The organism is Micromonospora sp. NPDC002389, from assembly GCF_040296095.1.
Classification (GTDB): Bacteria; Actinomycetota; Actinomycetes; order Mycobacteriales; family Micromonosporaceae; genus Micromonospora.
The window spans coordinates 349,808-366,396 of record NZ_JBEOWP010000003.1 but is presented as its reverse complement, the minus strand read 5'-3'; the positions used below and the strand labels follow the sequence as shown (position 1 = coordinate 366,396).

Genomic DNA, 16,589 nt, shown 5'->3' with positions numbered 1-16,589 from the left:
CCACCGCACGCCGAGAAGGGGCCACGAGCCTCATGTCGGAGTTCAGTACCCGTTCCCGGTGGCGACGCCGGATACCCTTCTCCGCCGCGCTGGCCGCCGGCACGGCCGTGCTGCTGCTGGTCAGTCCGGCCTCGGCCGTGGTGCCGCAGACCGCCGCGCCGGGCGCCGAGACCCCCGCCGACCTCGGCCGGCTGGCCGACGAGCAGACCAGCGTGATCGAGGTGGTGGTGGCCGACACCACAGAGCTGGACGCCCTGGTGGCCACCGGCGTCGACCTCGACCACCACGTCCACCACACCGCCGACGGCATCGTGGTGCACGCCGTGGTGACCGGCAACGAGGTCGCCACGCTGACCCGGGCCGGCTTCACCTTCGGCAAGGTGCTGCACACCGAGGAGGACGCGCAGGACCGCATCGCCGAGCGGGAGGCGACCATCGCCGCCCACCTGGCCGACAACCGCGAGTTCTCCGGAGCCGCCGTCGCCGCCCGGTCCGCCGCCTCGGATGTCAAGATCATCCGTGCCGACTACTACACCTCGGGCACCACCCAGGTGCTGTCGGTGGAGGCGAAGTGGGCGCAGGGACAGACCGCCGCCACCGCGCTGACCGTCGAGCGGGACAGCGGGCCGGGCACCGAGTTCGGCTCCGGCGGTACGCAGAACATCACCCGGTTCGTCGACGCCGGGGTGTACCTCTACCACCGGGGTGCGGCGCAGGTGACCAGCCGCCCGGACTACGTACGGATCACCAGCCCGACCGGTGACGTGGCGGTCGCCAAGGTGCACGAGTGGCTGCCCATCCCGGACACCGACCCGGAGGGACCGGGCTACCAGAAGGACTTCGTCACCAGCTACCTGACCCCCACAGAGCTCTACGACCGGATCAAGTCGATGTCCGCGCAGTACCCGGAGATCTCCGAGATCGTCGAGCTGCCGCACAAGACCAACGGCTACCGCCGCAAGGCGCAGGCCGTACTCGGCGCCGCCAACGCCAGCCGCGTCGGCGTCGACTCGCTGGCCTGGGGGCACCAGGGCGGTAACGACATCACCGTCGAACTGGCGAACCCCGGCACCGCGAGCGCGTCGCTGACGGTGACCGTGACCGGCAACCAGGTCCGCGTCGGTCTCGCCACCGACGCCGCCGGCACCGTCACCAGCACCGCCGCCGAGGTGGCCGCCGCGCTCAACGCCCAGGCGGGCACGCTGCTCACCGCGTACACCTACCGCGGTAACGCGGGCACGGGTGTGGTGGCGCCGGCCGCGCCGACCGCGCTCTCCGACGGCCTGTCCGCGCCGACGACGGTCTCCCGTGACCCGCACGCGGTGTACGCCATCCGGATCGGCAAGCACCGCGATGGCTCCAAGATGGGTGTCCTCGCCTACGCGCAGGAACACGCGCGGGAGTGGGTGCCTCCGCTGGTGACCATCGAGACCGCCGAGCGGTTGCTGCGCAACTACGCGCACGACGCGAACACCCGCGAGCTGGTGGACAACCTCGACATCTGGATCGCGCCGTCGATCAACCCGGACGGCGGGCACTACTCGTTCTACGACTTCAACTCGCAGCGCAAGAACATGACCAACCACTGCACGCCGGAGACCTCCGGGGACTTCCTCGGCCGGACCTCCTGGGGTGTGGACAACAACCGCAACTACACCGAGTACAGCCTCTTCGACGGCTACTCGGGCGCGTCGACGAGTTGCACCAGCGGCACGTACGCCGGGCCGGACGAGCTGTCCGAGCCGGAGAGCCGCAACGTCGACTGGCTGGCCTCCCGGCCGAACGTCAAGTTCTCGATGAACCTGCACTCCTCGGGCAACTACTTCATGTGGTCGCCGGGCTCGTACGCCACTCCGGGCCGGGTCTCCGCCCCGCGTCCGACGCTGGCCGAGGAGTCGCTGTTCTGGGGTGCGTCGTCGCGGATCCTGACCTCGATCAAGCGGCACCGTAACCTCGCGGTCACCCCGGCGCGCACCGGTCCGATCGCCGACGTGCTCTACTCGGCGGCCGGCAACTCCGGTGACATGCTCTGGTACAAGTACGGCATCTACGCCTGGAACTTCGAGGTCGGCACCTCCTTCCAGCCGACCTGGGCGTCGGCCCGGGAGGAGACGATGGAGTTCTCCAACGGCCTGGTCGAGATGCTGCGGGTGGCCCGCGACTTCGACACCGACGAGTCGGCACCCACCAGCTCCGTCGAGGTGGCCACCAGCGCCACCGAGGGCTCGGTCGACGTGACGTTCTCCACCAGCGAACCGGCGGCGGTGTTCTACACCCTCGACGGCAGCCGGCCGACGTTCGAGTCCACGCTCTACGGCTCGGGAGGCATCCGGGAGGGCGGCGAGACGCTGACCGTCCCGGTCGGCACGACCGTGCACTGGTTCTCGGTGGACGCGGCGGGCAACGTGGAGCGCGACTACCAGCCCGACGGTCAGGACGACAACTACAACCGCAAGCGGCTGACCGACCCGAACGCCGAGCCCGAGGTGCCGGTGACGGTCACCGTGCAGGCGCGGTGTGTGGCCGGGAAGGCGTACGTGGCGGTGCAGGCGCGTAACGATCACGACGGTCCGGTGGACGTGGTGTTGGAGAGCGCGTACGGGCAGCGGTCGGTGTCGGCCGTGGCGCCGGGTGCGAGCGCGTTCCAGCAGTTCACCACCCGTGCCGCGTCGGTCCCGTCCGGCACCGCGACGGTCCGGGCGACCGGCTCGGTCGACGGTGAGAGCGTCACCACCGTCGTCACCCGGGACCACGCCGCGGCCAACTGTGCCGCCGACCCCCGTCAAGCCCAGTGACCGCGAACGACACGGAGAGAAGCAGATGAGCACAGACAATCGGAAGCGGTTGCTGGCGGCGGGTGCCGCCGGGGCCCTGTTGGTCGGGTCGGTGGCGATGGCCGCGCCGGTGTCGGCCGACCCGGGTGACAGCGGTGACGTCACCGTCACGGTGGACATCGAGGAGCTGGTCGAGCCGGGTGTGCTGGCGATGACGGTCGCGGGTGACTCGGTGGCGTTGACCGAGGAGGGGTCGACGTTGTTGGTGCGTCAGTTCGTCGGTGGGTTGCCGACGGTGACGGTCACCGACACGCGTACCGCTGACGAGGTGCCCTCGGGTGCGGCGTGGGCGGTGCTGGGTAGTGCCACGGACTTCACCGGTGGGGCGGGTCAGGAGCCGATCGGTGCCGGGCACCTGGGCTGGAAGCCGCGGCTGATCGACGGTGGGGACACCGGTCTGGTCAGTGAGGGTGAAGAGGTCGTGACGGTGTTGGACGAGCCGACGCAGCCGGGCAACAACGTGGGTCTGGTCGACCAGGAGCTGCTGGTCTCCACGTTCGACTCCGGTGCCGTCGCGGGTGGCGCGTACTCGGTCGACGCGGACCTGTTCCTGCGCACTCCGGCGGACGTGGCCGCGGGTGAGTACACCTCGACGCTGACCCTGTCCCTGTTCGAGTAGGACCTCACCGGGTGGGGGTCGCCACACGGCGGCCCCCACCCGGTGCACGGCCGTGACCTGGCCGAAGGGCGACCCCTGCGGCGCGCAGGGAGCGGCAGGCGCGATGATGGACGGGTGAAGATCCTGTCGATCCAGTCCTCGGTCGCCTACGGCCACGTCGGCAACTCGGCCGCCGTGTTCCCGCTGCAACGGCTCGGGCACGAGGTCTGGCCGGTGCTGACCGTGCACTTCTCCAACCACACCGGGTACGGCGCCTGGCGCGGACCACTGCTCGCGCCCGCCGACGTCGCCGAGGTGATCGCCGGCATCGCCGACCGTGGGGTGCTCGGCGACGCCGACGCGATCCTCTCCGGCTACCAGGGCGACCCGGCGATGGGCGCGGTGATCCTCGACGCGGTGACCCTGGTCAAGACCGCCAACCCGGACGCCGTCTATTGCTGCGACCCGGTGATGGGCGACGTCGGCCGAGGCATGTTCGTCCGGCCCGGCATCCCCGAGTACCTGCGCGACGTGGTGGTGCCCCGGGCCGACATCGTCACCCCGAACCAGTTCGAGCTGGAGTTCCTCGCCGGCCGGTCGACGCACTCGCTCGACGACGTGCTGGCGGCGGTCGACGTGGTACGCGCCACCGGCCCCCGACACGTCCTGGTCACCAGCGTGCTGCACGGCGACGCACCGCCCGACTCGCTGGAGGTGGTGGCCGTCTCCGACGAGGGCGCCTGGGCGGTGACCACGCCACTGTTGCCGATCAGCCCGAACGGCGGCGGCGACGTCACCGCCGCGCTCTATCTGGCGCACCTGCGCAGCACCGGATCACCCGCGACGGCGCTGGAACGCACCACTGCCTCGATCTTCGCGGTGCTGGAGGCGACGCTCGCGGCCGGCACCCGCGAACTGCAACTGGTCGCCGCCCAGGAGGCGATCGCCGACCCACCGGCCCGGTTCCCCGCCCGCCGGTTGCGGTGACCGCAGGACGCCACTCCCGGTGACCGCAGCGCGCCGGTTACGGTGACCGGAGCACCGGAGGCCACCTCCCCTGGCTCGTGGGGAGGTGGCCTCCGGTGGACCGGGGCCGGGGGAGGACGGCCCCCGGTCCTCTCAGGCCCGGCAGGACGCCAGGACGCCCACCACCCCGACCCCCGGGTCACGCACCGGCAGTCGGGTGGACGCGGCCGGGCAGCGGGGGACCGTCAGGTCGTAGATGCCCCGACCGAACGTCGCCGCCGTGAGCTGCCGCGACGGCTCGTGGTACCGCAGGTACATCACCGCCGCCTTCGGCAGGGTGGTGCCGAGCGCGGCCCACTCGCCGCCGTTCCACGCCGACACGAACACGCCCACGTCGGTGCCGACCAGCAGCAGGCCGTCGGCCGTCGGGATCACCGAGTTGACCGGCGCGTCGGGCAGACCCCGTCCGATGTCGGTCCAGGTCCGGCCGCCGTCGCGGGTCATCATCACGTGCGCCCGGTCGCTGCCGGACCGGAAGGCGGAGAAGGTGGCGTACGCGACGTTCGCGTCCCTGGGGTTGACCGCCACCCGGGTGACCCAGGTGCCCGGCAACTGGCCCGGGTCGACCTGCTGCCAGGTCGCGCCGAGGTCACGGGTCCACCAGAGCCGGCCGTCGTCGGTGCCCACATAGAGCGTGGCGCTGTCGCTCGGCGCGGCGGCGACGCTGGTGATCGTGCCCCACGGGTAGCCGGACGGGTCGTTGGGGCCGCCGCCGGTCAGGTCCGGGCTGATCGCCGTCCAGGTCCGACCGTTGTCCGTCGACCGGTTCACGATGTTGCCGGCGTAGTACATGACGTTCGGGTCGTTCGGGTCGAACTGGAGCGGGGTCAGCCAGTTGCGCCGCTGCGAGGTGGTCTGGCCCGTCCCGATCGACTGGCGCGGGGTGCCGCCCGCGGTCTCCGACCGGTAGCAGGCGCCGTACTGGCTGCACCCGAAGACGATGTTCGGGTTCTCCGGGTGGATCAGGGTCTGCAACCCGTCGCCGCAGCCGATCGCGTTCCAGGGGCCGCCGACGCCGTTGTAGCCCCGGTTGCAGCCGTTGTCCTGGGTGCCGCCGACCTTCAGGCTCGGATCGGTCTGCGCCACGTCGACGGTGTAGAACTGGGTGTACCGCTCGTCGACGGCCTTCACCCACCCGCCGGCGCCGTTGGTCTGGGAGCGGTAGACGCCACCGTCGTTGCCCAGATAGACCCGGTTCGGCACCTTCGGGTCCCAGCGCATCACGTGCTGGTCGGCGTGCACACCGCCGACGGAGGAGAAGCTCCGGGCGCCGTTGGTGGAGCGCATCAGGTTGACGCCCATCAGGAACACGTGGTCCGCGTTGCCCGGGTCGACGAAGATCTTCCCGAACCACCAGCTGAACGTCGACTGCGACGCCTGGCTGGTGCTGACCGGTGTCTGCGTCCAGGTGTCGCCGCCGTCGTCGGAGCGGTAGAACGCCCGGAACGGGCCGAGGGCGGTGCCCACGTACGCGTACAGGCGCTGCGGGTCGCTCGGTGCCAGGGTGAGTCCCCAGCGGCCCTGGTCGGCGTCGGTGGGCAGGCCGGTGGTCATCCGCGCCCAGGTCTCGCCGCCGTCGTCGGAGCGCCACAGACTGGAACCCGGACCCCCGTACGTGCGCTGGTGCGGCTCGCGCAGGTGGTCCCACATGGCGGCGTACACCCGGTCGGGGTCGGTCGGGTCGATCACGACCTCGGTGGCGCCGGTGGTGTCGTTCGGCGGGGCGAGCACCTGCCGCCAGGTGTCCCCGCCGTCCTCGGTCAGGTAGACCCCGCGCTCGCCACCGGGCACGAACAGGTTGCCACTGGCCGCCGCGAAGACGCGGTCCTCGTCGCTCGGGTCGACGGCGAAGCGCCCGATGGCGTGGCTGTCGGCCAGGCCGACGCGTTGCCAGGTCGCGCCCCGGTCGGTGGAGCGGTAGACACCGTCACCGCCGAAGGTGATCGACCCGCCGCCCGGCTGCGCCTCACCGGTGCCGGCGAACAGGACCCCGTCGCTGGTCATCGCGATCGCGCCGATGGCCTGCGCCCAGCCGTCCGGCCAGGCCGGGGTGAAGGTGGCACCCGCGTCGCTGGACTTCCACACCCCACCCGAGGCGGCGGCGATGAAGATCTGGTCGGGGACCTGCGGATCCACCGCGATGTCGACCACCCGGCCGCCGATGTTGGCCGGGCCGAAGAAGGACCAGGGACGCTCGGCCAGCGGACGGTAGGCGCTGCGGGTCCGGGTGGCGAGCCGGTCGGCCTCACCGCGGGCCCGGGTGTACTTGACGACCGACAGGTCACGGCTGCCGTCGCTCATCCGCTGGGCGGTCATCCACTCGTCGGGGACCTCCATCGGTCCGGTGGGATAGCTGGTGGCCAGCGACGGGGCGGCCGATGGGACGGTGGCGGACGACGCCGTCAACGCGACCGTGGCGAGCAGCGCGACCAGCGCCGTCGCCGTCAGCCCGCGATGTCGCCGGACGAAGGTGGCCCTCATGTGGTCTCTCCTGATCCGAGCGCGGAAAGTGCTGTGTGCGCAGGCTAGACAGGAGATCGGCGAACGTCACCGAGCAGGTGTCGGGAAACGCGCCGCCCGGTTAGGACATCTGTCGAGGTCGATCAGCTGCCGCTACGGAACTCGGGCAGTCCGGCGTCGTCGGAGTCCGGGCCGACCATCACGGTGAGCGTGCTGCCGTCGGCGCAGAGCGCCGAGGCCCGCAGGTACATCCGGCGCTGTTCGGCCCGGGTCAGCACCTCGGTCTCGAAGATCTCGTCCTCGATCTTCAGCAGGTCCACGTCGGCCCGCTGCTCGTAGTGCGCGCGGACGTCCAGCGGGGACATCCGGACGGTCGCCTCCACCGTGGTCAGCACGCCCTGCCGCACCACGGCGGTGACCCGGGCACCGTCGGGCAGCACCAGGCCGGGCACGTCCGCCTCGACCTCCGGGTCCTCGTCCAGCGGCACCCGGTCACAACTGGGCAGGTTCGCCAGCAGGTCCCGTGGTCCGCCGCCGGGCGTCTCGGCACCGCCGCAGGCGGCCAGCACCGGCAGCAGCACGACGGTGACGGCGAGGTGACGCAATCTCACCGCAGCAGGATGCCAGCTCATCGGGGTACCCGCCAGCGGCGGACGGCGAGCAGCAGCCCGGTGATGATGGTCGCCGTGATCAGCATCAGCACGATGGTGACCAGCGAGCCGTACGCGAAACCGGAGAACTCGAAGGCCTGGTCGAAGATGTAGACCGGCAGGTAGAGCGTGGCGTTGGCCGGCCGCCCGTCGGTGAGCACGTACGCCGGGACGAAGTTCACCTGGAGGGTGAGCACGATGTCCCGCACCGCCAGCAGCACCAGCACCGGGGCCAGCAGCGGCAGGGTCAGTCGACGCAGTTGCCCGAACGGCCCGCACCCCTCCAAGGCCGCCGCCTCGTACAACCGACCGGCGAGCAGCCGCCGGGCGGCCAGCACCACCACGAAGCCCTCGCCGATCGGGAACGCGAGCATCAGCACCACGCCCACCCGGGCCGTGGTCGGGTCGGCCAGCCAGTTGTAGCCGTCGTGCCCGAACAGCCCGAGCACCTGGTTCAACGGCCCGTAGAGCGGGTTGAGCACCCAGAGGAACAACACCGCCAGTGCCACGTCCGGCACCACCGTGGGCAGGTACACGGCGGTGCGGAACCAGCGACCGCCGACGCGCGGGGCGGCGAGCAGCAGACCCAGCCCGACCGCGGCGACGAAGCGCAGCGGCACGGCCAGCGCCACGTGCACCAGCGACGCCTCCAGACTGTCCAGCAGGAACCGGTCGTCGAGTAGTCGGCGGACGTTGGCCAGCCCGACGAACTGCGGATCACGGGTCAGGCCGGTGTGGTCGGTGAACGCGTACCCGACGTTGAGCAGCGCCGGCACCGCGATCAGCAGGACCACCGCGACCGCGTACGGGGCGAGGAACACCCAGCCGGTCACCGACGTGCGGGTACGCCTCACCGGCGCCGCCCGTCGGCCGCGTCGAACAGGTGGCGCCGGTCGACCCGCAGCCGGATCTCGTCACCGGGCCCGACACCGGGGCGGGGACCGGTGCGGACGGTCAGCCGGGTGCCGTCCGGGCAGCGGGTCAACAGGATCGCCTCGCTGCCCAGCGCCTCGACCGCCTCGACGGTGGCGACGACCGGTCCGGCGTCGTCGCGCACCAGGTCCTCCGGGCGTACGCCGACGGTCAGCGTCGGATCGCCGCCCAGCACACCGCCGCCGGGCACCAGGTTCATCGGCGGGCTGCCGAGGAACCCGGCGACGAAGGTGTCGGCCGGTGCGTCGTACACCTGCTGCGGCGGGCCGACCTGCCGGATGCGCCCGTCCGCAAGCACCACCACCCGGTCGCCGAGGGTCATCGCCTCGTGCTGGTCGTGCGTCACGTGCACGGTGGTGGTGCGCAGCTCCCGGTGCAGGGCGAGCAGGTCCGCCCGGGTGGCGAACCGCAGCGGCGCGTCCAGGCTGGCCAGCGGTTCGTCCAGCAGATAGACGCTGGGGTCGCGCAGTAGCGCCCGGGCCAGCGCCACCCGTTGCCGCTGGCCGCCGGACATCTGGTCGGGGTAGCGGTCGAGCAGGTCGGCGATGCCCAGCCGCTCGGCGGCGGCCCGGGCCCGCCGGTCCGCGTCGGCGCGCCGTACCCGGCGTACCCGCAGCCCGAAGGTGAGGTTGCCGTGCACGGTGAGGTGCGGGAACAGCGCGTAGTCCTGGAACACCATGGCCACCGCGCGGCGGTGCGGCGGCAGCGTGGCGACGTCGACACCGTCGAGCAGGATCCGGCCGGCGTCCGGCCGGTCCAGCCCGGCGATCAGCCGCAGGATGGTGGACTTGCCCGAGCCGGAGGGCCCGACCAGGGTGAGCAGTTCCCCGGCCCGGACCTCCAGGTCGACACCGTCGACGGCGACGGTACGCCCGTACGTGCGGGTCAGCTCCTCCAGCCGGATGACACCCTTCACTTGCCCACCGGCAGGTCGAACAGCGGGCGGACGGTCTCCTCCAGCCGACGCAGCCCCTCCTCCCGCTCCACCCGGCCATAGAACACCTCCTCCAGCAGGGTGTTCGTCTCCTTCTCGACCCGCGACCAGGTGCCGGTGCGGGGCGTGGCCCGCAGGTGCGGTTCGGCGTCGAGGAAGACCTGCGACGAGCGGGGCGGTCGGGCCGGATCGAGGAAGGCGGGGGAGTCGGCCACGTCCAGCCGGGACGGCACGGTCCGCCCCGACTCGGCCAGCACCCGCTGGCCGGTGGCGCCCATGGCGTACTCGATGAACCGCCACGCCGGCCGATGGTCCGGCAGGCCGGCGCTCATGCAGTACGCGTCGCTGTGCAGGATCGACGCCGGCACGCCACCGGGGGCCACCGGAAGTGGCGCGGCATCCCAGGTGAATCCGTCGATCGTCCGCAGGGTGGGCACGGCGACCCGGCTGTTGAGATACATGCCGAGCGTGCCGCGCAGGAAACGGGCCTCGCTCGACTCACTCTGCTCCTCCGCGTCCGGCGGCACGACGCCGTGTCGCAGTCGCAGGTCGAGGAACCAGTCCACGGCCGCGCGGGCGGCCGGGTCGTCGCGCAGCGTCAGCCGGGTCGGCCGGTCCGGATGGTCGACCAGCTCGCCCCGGTTGGACCAGACGAACGGCGCCAGCCGCGCGACTGACGCCTCCACGCCCACCCCGTACCGGCCGTCGCGGGTCAGCGCCTTCCCGGCGGCGAGGAAGTCGTCCCACGTCCAGCCGGGGCGCGGGGTCGGCACACCGGCGGCGGCGAACAGGTCGGCGTTGTAGTAGACGACCAGCGAGGAGAGATTCTGCGGCAGACAGGTCAGCTCCTCACCGTCGAACCGGAACGCGTCCAGGGCCCGGGTGCTGAAATCGCTCTCCCGGATGGTGTCACTGGCGTCCAGGTAGGACTGCGCCGGCTCGATCGCGCCCTGCGCCGCGAACTGTCCGTACCGGCGGTAGTTGAGCAGGAACACGTCCGGCGGGCGGCCCCCGGCGAACGAGGTGGTGAGTCGCGCCATCAGCTCGTCCTGGGTGGCGACGGGGGAGAGCGTGACCGGGACGTCGGGGTTCGCCGCGGTGAAACCGTCGACCAGGGTGTGGTAGCCGGCCACCTCCTCGGCGTCGCCGAACAGCACCACGGTGATGCCACGGCGTTCCGCCGCCCGCTCGCCGGAGGTACAGCCGGCGGCGACGAGCAGGACGGTGAGCAGCGCCGCGCATGTGCGCCACCGGGTCGGGGTCATCGGCGTCCTTTCGGTCGAAGCGCCGCCAACGGGTCGTCGGCGAGCAGGACCCGCTGGGCGAACAGGAAGACCAGCACGCACGGCGCGGTGGCGACCACGCTGCCGGCCATCAGCAGCGGCCAGTCCGTCGGGTTGAGCAGCAGCAGGAAGCGCAGCCCGAGCGGCCAGGTGTAGCGGTCACCGCTGGTGAGGTAGAGCAGCGGGTCGATGAAGTTGGACCAGTGGAAGGTGAAGGCCAACACCGCGACCGCCAGCGTGGCCGGTTTGACCTGCGGCAGCGCCAGTCGCCGCCAGATGGTCAGCCAGCCGGCGCCCTCCAGGCGGGCGGCCTGCAACTGACTGTCCGGTATCCCGCCGAAGCTCCACGCGTACAGCAGGACGAGGAACGGGCTGACGGCCAGTGCCGCCGGCGCCAGCAACGGCAGGTACGTGTCGACCACCCCGGCCAGCCGGAACACCTCGAACCGGGTCGCCCAGACCGCCGTGACCGGCACCAGCAGCAGCACCAGCAGCCCGGTCAACGCCTGCCGCCGCCCGCGTCGGGACAGCAGCCGCAGCCCGAAACCGCTCAGCGAGGCGACCAGCACGGTCAGCGGCACGGCCAGCGCCACCACCAGGGCGGAGTTCGCCAGATAGCGGAAGATCGGGATCAGCTCCGGCAGGCGGGTGTACGCGGCCGTGGTCGGCGTGGCCGGCCACCACTCCAACGAGCGCGGTGGCGGGGCACCGGTGGGGCGCAGCGAACCGACCACCATGAACCACAGCGGGGCGACGAACAGCAGCGCGACCAGGGTGGGCAGCAGATACCGGCCGAGCCAGCGTGCCCTCACCACGTCGCCCCCTCCCCGCCGACGCACCGGACGCCCCGGGTCCCGCCGAACCTATGGACCGCCTCGCCGCCCGGTCATCGGTCACCTGTCGGAGATCTCCGCCTCCGCTTGCTACGCCTGTCGGAGTCGACCGTCACTCCTCGCCGCCGTACCGCTCCGCCAGCCGGGCCAGTTTCAGCGCCAGGTGCAGGCAGAGCCGCTCGCCGCCGTCCTTGAGGTCGGTGCCGGCGAGCTCCTCGATGCGTTGCAGCCGGTAGTAGAGCGTGGTCCGGTGCAGTCGCAGGTCGGCGGCGGTGGCGTGGGCGTTGCCGGCCCGGTCCAGGTAGTGCTCCAGGGTGGTCAGCAGCGTGCGGTGGCCCGGCGTGGACACCAGCCGGGCCAGCCCCGGGTGGACGTCGGCCACCGTGAGCTGCTGCTCGCCGAGCCGGGCCAGCACCCGGTAGACACCCAGGCCGGACCAGGCGACCACCCGGCCCAACGCCGGCAGTTGCGCACCGACCCGCGCGGCGTGCAGCGCCTCGACGTACGACTCGACGACGTCGGCCAGCCGTGGCCTGGTCCGGCCGACCCCGACCACCGTCCGCTCCACGGAACCCAGGCTGCGGGTCACCTGTTGCAGGTCGTCGTCGAGTTGCCGGGCGGCCACCTCCGGCGTCGGCCGGCCGGCGGCGGGTTCGGCCGGCAGCAGGAGTACCCCGTGGTCGTGCCGGACCAGGTGCAGCGCCTCCCGCGTACCGGCCCGACGGCGCGCGGCCACCAGCGACTGTTCCAGCGCGATCCGGGCCCGTTCGTCCGGCTGCCGCTCCTCGGGGGCGACGAGCCGGGCGACCAGCGCGGTCCGTGGCCCGTCGGCGTTGATCATCCCGGCCTCCAGCAGCGCCCGGACCGCCTGGTCGCGGCTGCCCGGACTGTCGGCCAGCAGGGTCCGGGCCGCCTCGGTCTCGCTCTGCGCGGCCAACTCGCCGAGCAGGTTCTCCCGGTACAGCGCCAGCGACAGCTCCTTGAGCAGGCCGGTGGCCGCCAGGTCGACCTCGGTCATGGTCCCGTCGGGGTCGATGAACCAGACGAAACCGAGCAGCAGGTCGTGGTGACGCACCGGTACGCAGAGCCGGGGCAACAGGTCCAGTTCCGGGCTGGCCGGTGTGCGTACCGCCCGGCGGGCGTCGGTGATGCCGAGGCCGCGCAGCCAGGCGATCACCTCCGGCGCGGTCTGCCGCCGCAGGATCGACGCGCGGCGGACCTCGTCCATCAGCCCGGTCTGTTCGCTGTAGACGACGACGCGTTGCCGCCGGTCCTCGATCAGTGCGGGACGGCCGACGTGGGCGGCGACCGCGTCGACGATGCGTTGCAACTCGCCCCGCACCGCACCCCCTCTCCCACGCCGTCCCGCCGGTTCCGGCGCACGGCATGATCGAATCTTGTCTACACCGGTGGAGAGCGTCGGGCCAGGCCCATTCGTTACGGATGCGTTTCCGCCCGTGCCCACCTCGACCGGTCGCGGCACTAGCCTTACCGGCTATGAGCATCAACGTGTGGAGCTACCTCACCGAGTACGAGGCGGAACGCGAAGAGCTGCTCGACGCTGTCGACAAGGTGTTCAGATCGGGTCAACTGGTGCTCGGGGCGAGCGTGCGGTCCTTCGAGACGGCGTTCGCCGCGATGCATCAGCGGAGTCACTGCGTCGGCGTCGACAACGGCACGAACGCGCTGGTGTTGGCGCTGCGCAGCCTCGGTGTCGGGCCGGGGGACGAGGTGATCACCGTGTCGAACACGGCCGCCCCCACGGTCGTCGCGATCGACGCCGTCGGTGCGACCCCGACCTTCGTCGACGTACGCCACGAAACGCAACTGATGGACGTCGCGCACCTGGCCGACGCCGTCACCGAACGCACCCGCTGCATCCTCCCGGTGCACCTGTACGGCCAGGCGGTCGACATGCGGGCGGTGAGCCGGGTCGCCCAGGACTTCGGGCTGGCCGTCCTGGAGGACTGCGCACAGGCCCACGGTGCCCGTCAGGACGGCCGGATCGTCGGGTCGTTCGGTGACGCGGCGGCGTTCTCCTTCTATCCGACCAAGGTGCTCGGCGCCTACGGGGACGGGGGCGCCGTGGTCGTCGACGACGACCAGGTGGACGCCGCCCTGCGGCGACTGCGGTACTACGGCATGGCGGACCGCTACTACGTCGTCGAGACGCCCGGGTTCAACGCCCGTCTCGACGAGGTGCAGGCCGAGATCCTGCTCCGGAAGCTCTCGCGACTGGACCAGTACGTCTCGGCCCGGCGCGCGATCGCGGCCACCTACGACGAGGCGTTCGCCGGAACGGACCTCGGACTACCGACCGTGCTGCCCGGGAACGAGCACGTCTACTACCTGTACGTGGTGCGGCACCCCGCCCGCGACGAGATCATCCGGCAGATGAAGGAGGCCGGGATCATGCTGAACGTCAGCTATCCGTGGCCGGTGCACACCATGAGCGGGTTCACGCACCTGGGACAGGAGGTCGGCTCGCTGCCGGTCACCGAACGACTGGCGAACGAGGTCTTCTCGTTGCCGATGTACCCGACGCTGTCGGCGTCGGACCAGGCCCGGGTGATCGACGAGCTGCGCGCCGTCCTGTCCCGTCTGTGACCACCACCGTCCCGTCGAGGCGGGGTCAGCTCACTTGTCGGCTCGCTCGAAGACCGAGATGACGAGTGGGCTGTCCGACTCGATCGGGGTCCGCTCCCAGTCGCACCAGCGCTCACGCAACCGCAGCCCGGCCAGCCGAGCCATCAGGTCGAGTTCCGCGGGGGATACCCCACGGCCGTCGAACGGCACGACACGCATCAGGTTCTCGCCGTAGATGATCTCGCGGATGTGGAACTGCTGCGACAGCGGGTCGACCTGGTAGGCCCAGAGCACGGTGGCGTTCTCGCCCAGGTGCGCGGGCATCACCCCGAAGTCGCCGGGTGCGCGGGCGAAGGTCTCGAGCACCAGTAGGCCGTCGTCGGTCAGCATCTCGGCGGCGTTCAGGACGCACTGCGTCTGTGCGTCCTGGGTGGTCAGCAGCAGAAACGTATTGTCGAGACACGCGACGAGCCCGTAGCGGCCATCGACCGCGATCTGTGGCAGTTCGCTGAGCGCGGTCCGCACCGTGTCGCCGCCGGGCTTGCCGGCCAGGGTCTTCAGCATCGCCGTCGAACTGTCCACACCGGTCACGGCGAGCCCGCGAGCGGCGAGGGGGATAGCGACCCGGCCGGTACCGACGCCCAGTTCGAGGACGGGCCCGCCCTCGGCCAGGTCGGCGAGGGTCGTCACCATCGAGTCGGGCGCCTCGGCGCCGTAGACGAAGTCGAAGAGTTCGGCGTAACCCTCGCCGTAGGTTTCCGCTGCCATGTCGGCTCCTGCCATCCAGGGGTGGAGATTCGAATGCCTCGATGCACACATCAGCACACCCGACGCACACTCCACAAGAGGCTGGCACCGATCGGCCGACACGACGCGGGGCACCCGGAACCGATCCGTCGTGCGATCAGTTCCGGGTGCCCCGACCTGGTGAAACTGCCGGACGCGACGCCCGGCCACCATGCACACCCGTCAACGGGTGTCGTCCTGTGGTCCTATTCCGCCGGCGGCTCGTACTTCGGGTTCTCCCACACGAAGTTGACCTTGTTGCCGGCCGGGTCCACGATGTCGACCAGCTTGATGAAGTCGAAGTCCTGAATCTCGCCGGTGGGTACGCCCGCGCTCGCGAGGCTGGCGACATGGGCGTCGATGTCGTCCACACCGATTACGATGTTGGTCTTGCCGGTGGTCTCCGGATCCAGCGAGACCTGGATCCACGCGTTCTCCGCGATCTGCCACTCCGCGACGCCCTCCTGGGGCTCGACGTCGGGGTCGCGCCCGATCCACTGCTTGTACCAGGCGACAGCAGCGGCGTGGTCGGAGACCGGCAGAACCGCCGTGACACTCTTCAGGTTCGGCACGTTGGGCTGTCCCTTCAGTTGGTTGTTCGTCAATTTCTGCGCCGCGCAAGGCGGTAGGCGAAGGTGTACGTTATCAGCGTTTCATACATTTCGCCTGGGTCGCCGGACGACAATGTCGCGTGTCGGGACCGCTCGGAAACCCGCATTGTCGACAGTGTCCGTACTGGTCGGACCGGCGACCTCGCATCTGTGGCAGTGGGTGACCGCGAGCGCCGCCGCACCCTCGTACGAGGGTACGGCGGCAGCGTCGAGCGAACCTCTGCCCGGTGTCGGGTCAGTCCGTGACCACCCGGCGCAGGGCGGTCTCGGTGAACACCTTGATGGCGACGACCTCGTTGTCGGCGTTCGCCATCGGGACGAGGCCCTCCTGGAAGTAGGAGAAGCCGATCGGCGGGACCTTGTTGACCGTCGCGAACATGTGCGCCGCGTCCGGGTTGTGCAGCGTACCGATCGGCGTCTCGACGGCCAGGAAGATCATCTGGTGGCTGCGCACCGTGTCACCGGCGGCGAAGTCGATCCCGAGCGGGATCTCCAGACGGCCGACCGACGGCGGCAGGTTGACGTCGAACGACCGCCCGACGCCGAGGGCCACCTTCTGCCCGGGGAACAGCACCTGACTGGTCGCCTCGGCCCGGTAGGACTTGATCTCGAGGTCGAGCCGGAGGGCGCCGTTGAGCGTGAGCACCGGGTCGTGGAGCTGGATGACGCAGGGCGACTCCGGGAACTCGAAACGCTCCCGCGGCATCGTCGTGTCGTTGGGGTCCTTGCCGGCGACGACCTCGATCGTGGTCTGTGCGATCGCGTGGTAGCCGCGGCTGCCGTCGGCGAAGGTGCGCCGAGGCGTCATGACCTCGAGCACCTGGCCGGCGCGGCCCCGCAGGGCGGCGGCCGGGTCGGCGATCTCGCTGGGGAGATCGCGGTCGAGCTCTTCGAGAAGCATGTCACCGATTTTGATCATCTTTTCGACCTTTCGTGCGAGTCGTCTTGACGGGTGTCATTGCTGCCGGTCGGCGGTTCGCTCGTAATCGCAACCCTAGGAGCGCATCGCGTAACCGGGCACCGGCGAATCACGCCAGTCGATCCGACAGGCACGC

General features: G+C 71.1%; 14 protein-coding genes. 4 read left to right on the top strand and 10 right to left on the bottom strand.

The genetic code is table 11. The annotated features are described in order from the left end of the window. Positions 1-32: 32 nt before the first annotated feature. The 3 genes from ABT008_RS07825 to pdxY all read left to right on the top strand — a co-directional run bounded on the left by ABT008_RS07825 (position 33) and on the right by pdxY (position 4,419). The gene (locus ABT008_RS07825) at positions 33-2,795 is read left to right on the top strand and encodes a M14 family metallopeptidase (protein WP_350694596.1); all 2,763 of its coding nucleotides are present in this window, start codon (positions 33-35) and stop codon (positions 2,793-2,795) included. Between the two features lie 25 nt (positions 2,796-2,820). Further along, positions 2,821-3,453, top strand: coding sequence for a hypothetical protein (locus ABT008_RS07820; RefSeq protein WP_350694594.1), 633 nt, complete (start codon positions 2,821-2,823; stop codon positions 3,451-3,453). A gap of 114 nt (positions 3,454-3,567) precedes the next feature. Continuing rightward, positions 3,568-4,419, top strand: coding sequence for a pyridoxal kinase PdxY (gene pdxY, locus ABT008_RS07815; protein ID WP_350694592.1), 852 nt, complete (start codon positions 3,568-3,570; stop codon positions 4,417-4,419). Between the two features lie 132 nt (positions 4,420-4,551). Here pdxY and ABT008_RS07810 read toward each other — a convergent pair whose 3' ends face one another. The 7 genes from ABT008_RS07810 to ABT008_RS07780 form a co-directional block, all read right to left on the bottom strand. After that, positions 4,552-6,939, bottom strand: coding sequence for a WD40/YVTN/BNR-like repeat-containing protein (locus ABT008_RS07810; RefSeq protein WP_350694590.1), 2,388 nt, complete (start codon positions 6,937-6,939; stop codon positions 4,552-4,554). 122 nt (positions 6,940-7,061) lie between these two features. Next, entirely contained in the window at positions 7,062-7,529 is a 468-nt protein-coding gene (locus ABT008_RS07805) for a hypothetical protein (RefSeq protein WP_350694588.1), read from the bottom strand. A gap of 17 nt (positions 7,530-7,546) precedes the next feature. Beyond that, positions 7,547-8,401 carry a carbohydrate ABC transporter permease gene (locus tag ABT008_RS07800; protein WP_350694587.1) on the bottom strand — a complete coding sequence of 285 codons (855 nt, stop codon included), beginning with the start codon at positions 8,399-8,401 and terminating at the stop codon, positions 7,547-7,549. 17 nt (positions 8,402-8,418) lie between these two features. Continuing rightward, the gene (locus ABT008_RS07795) at positions 8,419-9,417 is read right to left on the bottom strand and encodes an ABC transporter ATP-binding protein (protein WP_350694585.1); all 999 of its coding nucleotides are present in this window, start codon (positions 9,415-9,417) and stop codon (positions 8,419-8,421) included. Further along, a complete protein-coding gene (locus ABT008_RS07790; protein ID WP_350694584.1) occupies positions 9,414-10,700 on the bottom strand; it encodes an ABC transporter substrate-binding protein in 1,287 nt (428 codons plus the stop codon). The genes ABT008_RS07795 and ABT008_RS07790 overlap by 4 nt, the downstream gene beginning before the upstream one ends. Beyond that, positions 10,697-11,533 (bottom strand): carbohydrate ABC transporter permease, encoded by an 837-nt coding sequence (locus ABT008_RS07785; protein WP_350694582.1) that lies wholly within the window; start codon positions 11,531-11,533, stop codon positions 10,697-10,699. Before ABT008_RS07785 ends, ABT008_RS07790 begins: the two co-directional genes overlap by 4 nt. Before the next feature lie 130 nt (positions 11,534-11,663). Next, complete coding sequence (locus ABT008_RS07780) at positions 11,664-12,893, bottom strand: PucR family transcriptional regulator (RefSeq protein WP_350694581.1); 1,230 nt, start codon at positions 12,891-12,893, stop codon at positions 11,664-11,666. A gap of 155 nt (positions 12,894-13,048) precedes the next feature. Here ABT008_RS07780 and ABT008_RS07775 point away from each other — a divergent pair, with 155 nt between their 5' ends. Beyond that, the gene (locus tag ABT008_RS07775; protein ID WP_350694579.1) at positions 13,049-14,158 is read left to right on the top strand and encodes a DegT/DnrJ/EryC1/StrS family aminotransferase; all 1,110 of its coding nucleotides are present in this window, start codon (positions 13,049-13,051) and stop codon (positions 14,156-14,158) included. A 30-nt stretch (positions 14,159-14,188) separates the two neighbouring features. Here ABT008_RS07775 and ABT008_RS07770 read toward each other — a convergent pair whose 3' ends face one another. The 3 genes from ABT008_RS07770 to ABT008_RS07760 form a co-directional block, all read right to left on the bottom strand. Beyond that, positions 14,189-14,905 carry a class I SAM-dependent DNA methyltransferase gene (locus tag ABT008_RS07770; protein WP_350694577.1) on the bottom strand — a complete coding sequence of 239 codons (717 nt, stop codon included), beginning with the start codon at positions 14,903-14,905 and terminating at the stop codon, positions 14,189-14,191. A gap of 224 nt (positions 14,906-15,129) precedes the next feature. Further along, positions 15,130-15,495 (bottom strand): VOC family protein, encoded by a 366-nt coding sequence (locus ABT008_RS07765; RefSeq protein WP_350694576.1) that lies wholly within the window; start codon positions 15,493-15,495, stop codon positions 15,130-15,132. A 274-nt stretch (positions 15,496-15,769) separates the two neighbouring features. Then, a complete protein-coding gene (locus ABT008_RS07760) occupies positions 15,770-16,435 on the bottom strand; it encodes a hypothetical protein (protein ID WP_191088645.1) in 666 nt (221 codons plus the stop codon). Positions 16,436-16,589 lie beyond the last annotated feature (154 nt).